We start from the raw sequence: 11,487 nt of genomic DNA on the forward strand, positions 1-11,487 counted from the left end.
GATCGTCAACGCATACTCGCGCGACTGTGGTTCCCCCGGGCCGTACCCTGGTTGGGCTATGACTCAGAATTCCCAGCGCACTCGCCCTCTTCGCGTACTCGCCGCCATGTCGGGCGGCGTGGACTCCGCCGTGGCCGCCGCCCGCGCCGCCGAGGCGGGCCACGACGTGACCGGCGTGCATCTCGCGCTCTCCGCGAATCCGCAGTCCTTCCGTACCGGCGCGCGCGGCTGCTGCACCATCGAGGACTCCCGCGACGCGCGCCGCGCCGCCGATGTCATCGGCATCCCGTTCTATGTGTGGGATCTCGCCGAACGCTTCCGTGAGGACGTCGTCGAGGACTTCGTCGCGGAGTACGAGGCGGGCCGCACCCCGAACCCGTGTCTGCGCTGCAACGAGAAGATCAAGTTCGCCGCGCTGCTCGACAAGGCGCTCGCCCTCGGCTTCGACGCCGTGTGCACGGGCCACTACGCGACGGTCGTCATGGGCCCCGACGGCGCCCGTGAGCTGCACCGCGCGAGCGACATGGCCAAGGACCAGTCGTACGTACTGGGAGTCCTCGACGAGCGTCAGCTCGCCCACGCGATGTTCCCGCTCGGCGACACCCTCACCACCAAGGACGAGATCCGCGCGGAGGCCGAGCGCCGGGGCCTGGCGGTGGCGAAGAAGCCCGACAGCCATGACATCTGCTTCATCGCGGACGGCGACACCCAGGGCTTCCTGGCGGACCGGCTCGGCCGGGCTGAGGGCGACATCCTCGACGAGTCCGGTACGAAGGTGGGCAGCCACGACGGCGCGTTCGGCTTCACCATCGGCCAGCGCAAGGGCCTGCGGATCGGCCACCCGGCCCCCGACGGCAAGCCGCGCTATGTGCTGGACATCTCACCGGTCGACAACACGGTGACGGTCGGTCCCGCCGCCGCGCTGGATGTCACGGCGCTGACCGCCCGCAAGCCCCGCTGGTGCGGCACGCCCCCCGCCGGCCCCGGCGGCTACACCGCCCAGCTGCGCGCCCACGGCGGCGAGACCGCGGTGACGGCGGAGCTGGCCGACGGCACACTCCATGTCCGCTTCGAGGAGCCCGTACGCGGCGTGGCGCCGGGCCAGGCGATCGTGCTGTACGACGGCACGCGTGTGGTCGGCTCGGCGACGATCGCGACGACGGAGCGGCGTACGGGAGCCCTGGCGGGCTGATCAGCCCGCGGGCTTCGGGGGTGTGAGGTCGAACACGCCGTACGCGAAGCCCTGGGCCGTGATCGTGTCGCCGTCGACCGCCACGCCGGAGACTTCGAGTGCGTGTGCGTACGTGGTGTCGAGGGCGTCCGCCGTGAAGTCGGCCGGGGTCGCGCGCGGGTTGACGACCACGAGATGGCGCCCGCCCCTGACGTAGACGAACGGGTAGCCGGAGTGGAGCACCTCGACGCCGCCCGCCGGGCCGAGTTCCGGCGTCGCCCGGCGCAGGGCGATCAGACGGCGTACGAGATGGAGCAGCGAGCCCTCGTCGGCCCGCTGGGCGGCGACGGTGGGGCGGTCGGGGCTCGGGTCGAGGGGGAGGTAGAGGCTGTCCGGGGCGGAGACGGCCGAGAAGCCCGCGTTCGGGGTGTCGTCCCACTGCATGGGCGTACGGGAGCCCGCCCGGTTGTAGCGCGGGCCCAGGACGCTGCCCTCGGTGTCGGGCAGGCCGGGGATGAAGCGCATGCCGATCTCGTCGCCGTAGTAGATCGCGGGCAGGGTCGGCCAGGTGAGCTGGAAGGCGAAGGCGGCGGGGAGCTGTTCGGCGGTGCGCGGGCCGCAGTTGAGGCGCGCGAAGTCGTGGTTCGCGGTGGGCAGGGCGACATGCCCGCCGGCACCGATGACGGAGACGGCGTCCCGCCAGGCGTCCACGAAGGTGCTCGGTGAGCCCTTGCCATCGGGGTCGAAGTAGCAGTCGACCGGGTCCCAGCCGTCATTGTCCGTGCCGTGCCGGTTGTTCCACAGGGAGCGCAGGGGACGTCCCTCGGTCGGGCCGCCGAACTGGAGGAAGAAATCGGTGTGGAATCCGGCGGGGACCGATACGGCAGGATCGCCCCACTCGGCGAGCAGGACCGCCTCGGGATGGGCGGCGTCGAGCCAGTGGCGCAGCTCGGTCCAGAGCTTGCGGGTCTCGTTCCGGCCGGGGTCGTCCTTGACGAGCGAGGCGGCCATGTCGACGCGGAAGCCGGCCAGCCCGAGACCGAGCCAGTGGTCCATGATCTCCCGCAGGGCGGCGCGGTTGGCCCGGGGACCCGGGGCGTCGGGGGCCTGACGCCAGGGTTCGGCCGGATCCCGGCGCGCGTAGCCGAAGTTGAGCGCGGGCTGCGAGTCGAAGAAGTTCGGCAGATAGGCGCCGGGGCGGGTGCCGGGAGAGGCCACGAACCCGGCGGGCGGTGGCGCGTCCGTCCCGGATCCGGTGTGCGGTGGCGCGTCCGTTCCGGATCCGGTGTGTGTGGTGTGGGGACCGGCCCAGATGTAGCGGTGGTCCTCGGGGTCGTCGGCGGATGCCGTGAACCAGGGGTGCCGGTCGGAGGTGTGTCCGGCGACGAGGTCGAGCAGGACGCGTATGCCGCGCCGGCGGGCCTCGTCCACCAGCCGGGCGAGATCGTCGTCGGTGCCGTAGCGGGGCGCGACGGTGAAGTAGTCGCTGACGTCGTATCCCGCGTCACGGAAGGGCGAGGCGAAACAGGGGTTGAGCCAGACCGTGTTCACGCCGAGCCAGGCGAGATGGTCGAGGCGGCCGGTGATACCGGCGAAGTCACCGATGCCGTCGCCGTCGGAGTCGGCGAACGACTGCGGGTAGATCTGGTAGAAGACGGCGTCGGCGAGCCAGGCGGGGGCGGGGCGGAACGGAGTCGCGGGTCGGTACGGAGTCATGGGTCGGCACGGCCTTTCCCTGCGGTGACCGGGAGTTCAGCTTGTCATGCCCGTTACAGAAGCGTGACCGGGCGGACTCTTGTGGGTGTCGAAGAGCCTCCCCCAGGGTTCTGTATGCGCATACAGGCAGCGCATACATGCTGCCATACGCACCCGGAGCCGCCACCCGCTCTCCTCCACTGAGGAAGTACGACTGAGGAAGTACGACGCCATGACGCATGTCCCCGCACCACGCCGCCGCACGGTCCTGGGCGGCGCCGCCCTCGGCACACTCGCCACCGCGGGCCTCTCCGCACCGGCCGCCCCGGCCGCGCACGCGGCGCAAGCCGTGCGGGAAGCGCCCGCGGCCCCGGCCGGCTCTGTCTCGTATCGGAACAAGCAGTTTCTTGTCGATGGCGAGCCCGCGCTCGTCCTCGCCGGCGAGATCCACTACTTCCGGCTGAAGCGGGCGGACTGGCAGTCACGGCTCGACCGGGCGAAGGCCGCCGGCCTCAACACCATCGCCTCGTACATCCCCTGGATGTGGCACGAGCTCCCGGACGGCACCATCGATGTCACCGGCCGTACCCGCCCCGAACGCGACCTCGGCGCCTTCATCGATCTCTGCCACCGCAACGGCTTCCTCTTCATAGCCCGCCCCGGCCCCTTCACGATGGCCGAACTCAAGGGCGAGGGCGTCCCCGACCGGGTGCGCGATGACCACCCGGAGATCGTCTCCACCGGCTGGTACGACGCCCCCGCCACCACCCCCACCGTCGACTACCTCGCGCCCGCCTTCCTGCAGGAGGCGCGCCGCTGGTACGCGGCGGTGATGCCGGTGCTCGCGGAACGGCTGCGCGGCAGGGGCGGCCCCGTCGTCTCCGTACAGCTCGACAACGAGATCGGCATGCTGGCGTGGGTCAGCAACTCGCCCGATCTGACGGACCATCTGACGGCGGACTTCGACGGCTGGCTGCGCGAGGAGTACGGGGACGAGCTGGCCGGCCGCTACCCGTTCGCCGGCGCGGACCCGGCCGGACGGCGCAAGGCGATCCGGCACCCCGAGGACGCCTATGGCGCGGCCCTGATGCACGATCTGGGCCGGTTCATGCGGGGCCGCTTCGCGCGGTACGTCACCGAGCTGCGCCGGGCCGCCGAGACGCACGGCGTCACGGGCGTCCCGTTCGTCATCAATATCCACGGCACCTCGGACAGCCGTGCCGAGCCGTTCCCCATCGGCATCAGCCAGCTGATGGAGACCTACGCGGGGATCGAGGGGACGATCTCCGGCGCGGACTTCTATCTGGGCGATCTGACGCTGCGCAATGTCACCGATCTGTATCTGATCAATGCCTTCATGGATGCGGTCAATGACAAGGATCAACCTGTCACGGCTCTGGAGTTCGACGCGGGGCATGCCGACTACGGGCAGAACATGGACAGTCAGACCAGCCCGTCCGGGGTCGATCTGAAGACCCGCCTCTGTGTCGCGCAGGGCGCGAAAATGATCAACTACTACCTGTTCGCGGGCGGATTCAACCCGAAGCTCGACACACCGGTGGGTGACGGTAACGACCGCATCGGCATCACGGGCGAGCGGCACGGCTTCGCGGCGCCGGTCGATCCGGAGGGCCGTCCGGGCGTCAGCTACGCGTCGACGCGCCGGACGGTACGTGCCATGGGCGGGCTGGCCGAGGTCCTCGCGCCGATGCGGGCGACCTATGACGAGGTGGCGCTCGGCTTCGTACCCGATCACTATCTGACCGAGTACCACCCGCCGAAGCTCGCGTCGGTCCAGCGCGTGCTGGACGAAGCGGTGAACACGCGCGGTGCCGGCCCCCGGGGCTCGCTGGCCCGCGCGATGCTCCTCGGCGGCTTCCGCTACCGGAGCGTCAACCTCCAGGCGGGCGAACTCGACCCGGCGCGCGTACCGGTGCTCGCGCTGGCCACCGGGGAGCATCTGGGGGCGGAGCTCCAGCGCCGGCTGGTCCGCTATCTGGAAGCGGGCGGAAAACTGCTGCTGTCCGGCAGGCTTCCGGTCAAGGACATGGCGGACCGGCGGTGCACGGTGCTCGCGGAAGCGCTGGGGCTCACGGCCGGCGACACACTGACCGACGCGAACCGTTTCTGGCTCTCGGTCACCGCGGCCGGCTGGGCGGCGCCCCTCCCGGAAGTACGCCTCTCGCGAGCCCAGTTGTGCGCGCCCGCGCGCGGTACGACGGTGCTGCGCGAGCTCTCCACGGGCAAGGGCTGTGGCTTCGACATCCCCGTGGGCCGGGGACGGGCCGTGGTGATCACCACCGACTACCAGTGCGATCTGACCTTCTGGAGCCGCGCGTTCCGTGCCCTGGACGCCACCCCCGCCCTCCGGCACAGCGCGACCGACCCGGGTGTCTTCCTGCTGACGACGGCGGACGAGGCGCGTGGACGGCTGCTGCACGCCTTCAACGTCTCCTCCGGATACGACCAGGACTTCACGGTCACCGAGCACGGCAAACCCCTCTTCGGCGGGGAGAGGCTGCGTCTGCCGGGGCGTACGGCGGCGATGCTGCCGCTCGGACTGGCGGCGGGCGGGATGCGGATCGCGTACGCGACGGCGGAACTCACCGGTGTCGCCGACGGCAGGGCGACCTTCCGCGCGCTCGGCGGGGAAGGCGGCGCGGGCGCGGAAGGCGGGGAATCGGTGGTCGCGGTGGAGGGCGGGGCGGTCTGCGACGGCGCCCGGGTGTCGACGGAGGGCGGACGGACAGTGCTGCGCGTACGGCGCGCCGAGTTCACCGTCCGCCGTGCCTGACGCACCGCGCGGCCCCGGGGAAAGCCCGGGGCCGCGCGGTGCGTCGGCACGATCAGTGCGCTTGCGATCGGCGCGATCGGCGCGATGGGACGGGTCGGCGCGGTCGGAGCGGGGGGCCAGGGCCTGTCGTTTGGATCTGGCCGGATCAGGGAGCGGGGTCTGGTGCCGTGGATCGCAAGGCGGAGGAGGGAGCCCACGCGGAGCGTAGGCGAGTGACGACAACGCGGCGAGGCGCGGTGCCAGGGCACGCGAGCCCGGCAAGATCCAAACGACAGGCCCCAGGCCCTGTCCGGCTACCGGCCCGCCTGAAGGGCCGACCAGGTCGCGGGACCGGCGATGCCGTCGGCGGACAGACCACGGCCGCTCTGGTACTCGCGGACGGCCTGGGCCGTACCCGGCCCGAACCGGCCGTCGGCGGACACGGTCCGGCCGAGGGCCGCCGTCAACGCGCGCTGAAGACGCTCCACCACGGCGCCCGTACTCCCCTCCCGCACCTCGGCGGTGGTCCCCGCGGCGAGCAGGGCCGTCCAGGTGCGGGCGCCGACAACACCGTCCGCGGACAGCCCGCGCGCGGTCTGGAAGGACTTGACCGCGTTCGCGGTTCCGGTGCCGAAGACGCCGTCCACGGCGCCGGCGTTGTGCCCCTGCTGGTTCAGCAGGGTCTGAGCGGCCTTCACCTGGGCACCGGTGGAACCGCCGCGCAGGGTGTCGTACGAGGGGAAGCCCAACTGGACGCTTCCGCCGCCCCCGCCGCCGGTGCCGCCTCCCACCAACTGCATGAAGTAGTTCCAGTTCCAGTTCGGTCCCGGATCGGTGTGGTCGTTGCCCGGCACCTCCGCGTGGCCGACGATATGCGCCCGGTCCTTGGGTATGCCGTACCGGTCGCACAGGTACCTGGTGAGGGCGGCCGACGACCGGTACATCGAGTCGGTGAACCAGCTCGGGTCGTTGACGAAGCCTTCGTGCTCTATCCCCAGGCTGGAGGAGTTGGCCGAGCGGGCGTGGTACGCGGTGTCGCTGTCGCGGACCATCTGGGTGATGGCGCCGTCCGAGGAGCGGACCACGTAGTGGGAGCTGACCTGCGAGGCCGGGTTCTGGAACCAGCTGATGGTCCCGGCGTAGGAGCCCTGCGTGACATGCATGACCACACTGCTGATCGACGCGGACCGGCCGGCGGCGTAGTTGGCCGAGCCGGCCGGCACCCATGCCGCGTCCGGGTAGTCGGGGGAGAGCGCGGCGCGCCGCCGGTCCGCGTCCGTGGCCGCGTACGGGCCGCGTTCGGGCTCGACGGCGCGGGGCCGTACGGTGACGCTCTCGCCGCCCGCGACGTCCGCGTCGATGCCCTGCGCGAGGAGCGTGTAGACGGTGTCGGCGTAGAGCCGCGCGGTGCTGATGTCGCTCGCCCCGCCGTACCGCGCCACCACCGGATACCACGCGTCGACGCTGTCGCGCTCCGCGGTGTCCAGCCCCAGCCCGTCGGCGTAGGCGCGCAACACGGCCGCGCCGCCACGGATGTTCGCCGCCGTGTCCTCCCGCAGCTCCGTGCTCGGCTCGCCGGTCAGCTCGGCGGCCTTCTCCAGGGTGCGGTGCGTGGGATTGCTCACCAGGTGCATCACCCCGTAGCCGTTGGCCTGGCTGGGTTCGCCCCGGTGCCCGTCGAGGTGGGTCTCGCCGTACCCGACCGCCACCAACAGGTCCCGGGGGACCTGGAATTCGGCCGCGGCCCGGGTGAAGGCCCGGCTCATGCCGTCCCGGTCCGAGGGGGTGACGGGCGCGGGCGCGGCGCCCGCGGACTGGGCCGTGGCGAGGAGCACCGTGGTGACCAGGCCGCCGAGTGCGGACAGCGCCGTTCTCTTCGACGGCGTCCTCCGCCATGGCCTGTTCCCTGGGGTCGATCGTCGGTACATGCTTCCTCCTGGCCGTTTCGCGGTCTCCGCCGGAGCGGATCTGTGGGGGCGACGCGAGGTGGGTCTACGCGCGTGGGTCTGCGTACGTGGGGGTAGGCGAGTGGGGGTCTACGCGAGTTGAACGCACCACTCCTATCGAGTGGTCATGCTCATGTCAAGATCGCGCGTCGCGTACGCCACTGAAGTGACCCATCGACCAGAAAGCGCGCTTACCGGTGAAAAGCCTTACGTGCAGAGCCTTACGCCCTGCCGGTGAGAAGCCCTACGCCGCGAAGAACTCCTCCAGGACCGGTGCCAGCACATGGGGCGCCACCTCATGCGTCTGACCCGTCAGTGTGCGGTGCCGGCCCCGGGGGAGTGCCTGGGCCACCGCACGGGCGGCGTCGCGCAGCGGCAGCGGGCTCGCGCCGCCGTCCACCACCATCGCGCGGGTCCTGATCGTCGCCAGCCGGTCGGCCGGGATGAGCCCCGGGCCCAGTACGGCGTTGTCGTACGCCAGGGTGTGCGCCAGCCCGGCCAGCTCCGGCCACGTCGGGGACCGGCGCACGCGGGCGATCATGTCGGGCACCATCCCCACCAGCGAGAGGAACAGCTCCACCGCCTCGCCCCGCCGCCCCCGCGCCAGCAGCTCCATGAGCCGCTCGCGATAGGCCGCGTTGCCCGGCAGCTCGGCCGGATCGGTCGCGTAAGGAGGCTCGTACACGGCGAACTGGGTGATCGGCACGCCCGCCGCCGTCGCCTCCAGGACCAGGGCCGCGCCCGAGGACATGCCGTACACGGACGCGCTCCCGCCCGCCACCTCGACGAGCGCGGCCAGATCCTCGGTCTCCCGCTCCACCGCGTACGGACCGCTCTCGCCGCTGGCGCCTCGCCCGCGCCGGTCATAGGTGATCACGTCGAAGCGCGGCGCGAGCAGCTTCGCCAACGGGGCGTCGGATTCGGCGGTGTTGAGCGCGCCCCCCACCAGAATCACCGACGGGCCGTCCCCCGACCGCCGGTACGCGATCGGGGTGCCGTCCCCCGATGTCACCGTGCACACATTGTCCATACCGACTCAGACCGGCGTGCCCGGCGCAACTCATCGTTCGCGGGGGAAGTTTTTTCCTCAGGCCCCGACGACCTCCGTGCCGTAGAAGCAGAAGTGGTCCTTGACCTGGGCGACTTCGGCCTTGGGCGTGGGGTACGCCCAGACGGCGTCCGGCGCGCCGGGCAGCGACCAGTACGAGGCGTCGCCCTTGAACGGGCAGTGGGTGGAGGTGTCGGAGGGCGTCAGCAGATCTGTGCGCACGTCCTCGGGCGGGAGGTAGTAGCGGACCGGACAGCCGGTCTCGCGCAGGAGCAGCGGGTTGTGGCTCTCCGCGACGATCTGTCCGTCGCTCACCACACGTACATGCTCGGTGCCCTGCTCGATGGTGATGGTGTGTCCTGCGGTCATGATGATCTGCCCCTTCGGAGGTGCGGCTGTTTCCCCCCGCGTCATCCTTGCGCGGTCCCTCTGTACGTTCAGCAACGAACCATGGCGGGCTCTTCCCGCCCGTACCGTTTACCTCATGAATATCTGTGTCTTCCTCTCCGCGGCCGATCTCCCCGAGCGCTACACCCGCCCCGCCCGTGAATTCGCCGAACTGATCGGCAAGGGCGGCCACACCCTCGTATGGGGCGGCTCCGACAGCGGGCTGATGAAAGTGGTCGCCGACGGTGTGAGTGCGACGGGCGGGCGGCTGGTCGGTGTCTCCGTGGACTTCCTCAGCGACGTCGCGCGCCCGGAGGCCGACGAGATGGTGATCGCCAAGGACCTCGCCGAGCGCAAGGCCCTGCTGCTCGCCAAGTCCGACGCGGTCGTGATCATGGTCGGTGGTACGGGGACGCTGGACGAGGCCACCGAGATCCTGGAGCTCAAGAAGCACGGCCTGCACACCAAGCCCGTGGTGCTGCTCAACACAGCCGGTTTCTACGACGGGCTGAAGCAGCAGTTCCGGCGGATGGACGAGGACGGCTTCCTGCCGCTGCCCCTCACCGACCTGGTGTTCTTCGCCGAGGACGGGGTGAGCGCGCTCGCTTATCTGGAGGAGTCCGCGGGCGTTCAGTGATCGGGGCGCGGTGATGCGACCATGACCGCATGGCTACCCATCTGATCACCGGTGCGGGCTCCGGCATCGGCGCCGCTGTCGCGCGCCGGCTGCACGAGCGCGGCGACGACCTGATCCTGTTCGCCCGTGACGCCGGCCGCGCCGGGGAACTCGCCTCGGCGTTCCCCGGCGCCGGTACCCTCGTCGGCGACCTCGCCAACCCGGACCGGCTCTCCTGGGCGCTGGCCCAGCAGTCGCTGCCGGACAGGCTCGACTCGCTGCTGCACATCGCGGGCGTCGTCGACCTGGCCGCTGTCGGGGACCTGACCCCCAAGACCTGGCACCACCAGCTGAATGTGAACCTGGTCGCCCCCGCCGAGCTGACCCGGCACCTGCTGCCCCAACTCCGGGTCTCCCATGGCCAGGTGATCTTCGTCAACTCGGGCGCCGGGCTCAGCGCGCACGCCGAGTGGGGGGCGTACGCCGCGTCCAAACACGGCCTCAAGGCGCTCGCCGACGCGCTGCGCGAGGAGGAGCGGGCGAGCGGCCTGCGGGTGACGTCCGTGTATCCGGGCCGTACGGCGAGCCCCATGCAGGCCAAGATCCACCAGCAGGAGGGCAAGGAGTACGACCCCGCCCGCTGGATCGACCCCGGGTCCGTGGCGACGACGATCCTCGCGGCGCTGGACCTGCCGCGCGACGCCCGGATCGACGATGTGACCGTACGGCCGGGCCGGTGAGCGCGCCGATGGACGAGTCGCGTAATGAGTCGCGCAACGAATCGCGTAATGAGCCGCGTAATGAGCCGCGGAACGAGCCGGGCGCCGGGGCGCCGGCAGAACCGGCCGGGAGGGTCTGGGGAGCCGCCACGGGGATCGGTTCGATGCCGGGCGGTGACGCGCGGGAGACCGCCAAGGCCGTGACCGGCAGCTTCGAGGACTTCCCGCATCTGCCCGAGCTGCCCGCCCGCGGCCCCGGCGCCGACATGATCGGCCGGACGACCGGGCTGCTCGTCGAGGTCTACGCGCGTGTGGAGCCCAGCGGCTGGCGGATCGGCGACCGGCCGGGCCGTGACACCAAGCGGGCCCGGTCCTGGATGGGCGAGGACCTGGACGCGCTGGAGGAGTTCACCCAGGGGTACGAGGGCCCGCTCAAGGTTCAGGCCGTCGGACCATGGACGCTGGCCGCGTCGCTGGAGCTGCGCAACGGCGAGTCGGCGCTGAGCGACCCCGGAGCCTGCCGGGATCTGACCGGCTCGCTGGTGGAGGGGCTGACCGCGCATCTCGCGGAGGTACGGCGCCGGGTGCCCGGCGCCGTGCCGGTGCTCCAGATCGACGAGCCGTCCCTCACCGCCGTACTGCGCGGCCATGTCAGGAGCGCCAGCGGCTACCGCACGCACCGCGCGGTGGACCGCCAGGTCGTGGAGAGCGCGCTGCGCGAGGTGACCGCGCTCAGTGCCGGGACGGCGGTCGTGCACTCCTGCGCGCCCGATGTCCCGTTCGCTCTGCTGAGGCGGGCGGGCGCGGCGGCGGTCTCGTTCGATTTCGGTCTGCTCACCGAGCGTGACGAGGACAGCATCGGTGAGGCGGTCGAGGGCGGAACGAAACTCCTCGCCGGAATCGTGCCGGGCACCGACGGCCCATTGTCAGACCCTGCCGGTAGCGTCATGGGTGTCAGGACGATGTGGCGCAGGCTGGGGCTGAGTCCGGGGATTCTCGCGGAGTCCGTGGTGCTCACCCCGTCGTGCGGGCTCGCGGGGGCCTCTCCCGCGTACGCGCGCGCCGCCATGGCGCACTGCGTCAGGGCCGCGAGATCCCTCGTGGACAACCCTGAGTGACGATCCGGATGACG

9 protein-coding genes are annotated in these 11,487 nt (G+C 71.4%); 5 read left to right on the forward strand and 4 right to left on the reverse strand.

Going from position 1 to position 11,487, the window contains the following annotated elements:
• Positions 1–58 precede the first annotated feature (58 nt).
• Positions 59–1,192, forward strand: coding sequence for a tRNA 2-thiouridine(34) synthase MnmA (gene mnmA, locus AB0M67_RS17175; protein WP_365746200.1), 1,134 nt, complete (start codon positions 59–61; stop codon positions 1,190–1,192).
• Here the strand turns inward: mnmA and AB0M67_RS17180 are convergent, their stop codons facing one another.
• Positions 1,193–2,887 (reverse strand): alpha-amylase family glycosyl hydrolase, encoded by a 1,695-nt coding sequence (locus tag AB0M67_RS17180; RefSeq protein ID WP_365746201.1) that lies wholly within the window; start codon positions 2,885–2,887, stop codon positions 1,193–1,195.
• 211 nt (positions 2,888–3,098) lie between these two features.
• Here AB0M67_RS17180 and AB0M67_RS17185 point away from each other — a divergent pair, with 211 nt between their 5' ends.
• The gene (locus AB0M67_RS17185) at positions 3,099–5,660 is read left to right on the forward strand and encodes a beta-galactosidase (protein WP_365746202.1); all 2,562 of its coding nucleotides are present in this window, start codon (positions 3,099–3,101) and stop codon (positions 5,658–5,660) included.
• Between the two features lie 293 nt (positions 5,661–5,953).
• On the opposite strand, the gene AB0M67_RS17190 is transcribed toward AB0M67_RS17185, so the two are convergent.
• From AB0M67_RS17190 to AB0M67_RS17200, 3 genes are all read right to left on the reverse strand, one after another.
• Positions 5,954–7,567 carry a peptidoglycan-binding protein gene (locus AB0M67_RS17190; protein ID WP_365746203.1) on the reverse strand — a complete coding sequence of 538 codons (1,614 nt, stop codon included), beginning with the start codon at positions 7,565–7,567 and terminating at the stop codon, positions 5,954–5,956.
• A gap of 262 nt (positions 7,568–7,829) precedes the next feature.
• On the reverse strand, positions 7,830–8,615 hold the full coding sequence (locus tag AB0M67_RS17195; RefSeq protein ID WP_365746204.1) for an alpha/beta hydrolase: 786 nt from the start codon (positions 8,613–8,615) through the stop codon (positions 7,830–7,832).
• Positions 8,616–8,672: 57 nt separating this feature from the next.
• Entirely contained in the window at positions 8,673–9,008 is a 336-nt protein-coding gene (locus AB0M67_RS17200) for a DUF427 domain-containing protein (protein WP_365746397.1), read from the reverse strand.
• Between the two features lie 109 nt (positions 9,009–9,117).
• On the opposite strand from AB0M67_RS17200, the gene AB0M67_RS17205 reads away from it, so the two are divergent.
• The 3 genes from AB0M67_RS17205 (at position 9,118) to AB0M67_RS17215 (ending at position 11,473) form a co-directional block, all read left to right on the forward strand.
• Positions 9,118–9,657 carry a TIGR00730 family Rossman fold protein gene (locus AB0M67_RS17205; protein ID WP_365746205.1) on the forward strand — a complete coding sequence of 180 codons (540 nt, stop codon included), beginning with the start codon at positions 9,118–9,120 and terminating at the stop codon, positions 9,655–9,657.
• Positions 9,658–9,686: 29 nt separating this feature from the next.
• Positions 9,687–10,376 carry an SDR family oxidoreductase gene (locus tag AB0M67_RS17210; protein ID WP_365746206.1) on the forward strand — a complete coding sequence of 230 codons (690 nt, stop codon included), beginning with the start codon at positions 9,687–9,689 and terminating at the stop codon, positions 10,374–10,376.
• 143 nt (positions 10,377–10,519) lie between these two features.
• Positions 10,520–11,473, forward strand: a complete 954-nt coding sequence (locus AB0M67_RS17215) for a methionine synthase (RefSeq protein ID WP_365746207.1) — start codon at positions 10,520–10,522, stop codon at positions 11,471–11,473.
• Positions 11,474–11,487 lie beyond the last annotated feature (14 nt).

Origin of the sequence: Streptomyces sp. NPDC051662 (genome assembly GCF_040681655.1) — a bacterium.
Taxonomy (GTDB): Bacteria; Actinomycetota; Actinomycetes; order Streptomycetales; family Streptomycetaceae; genus Streptomyces.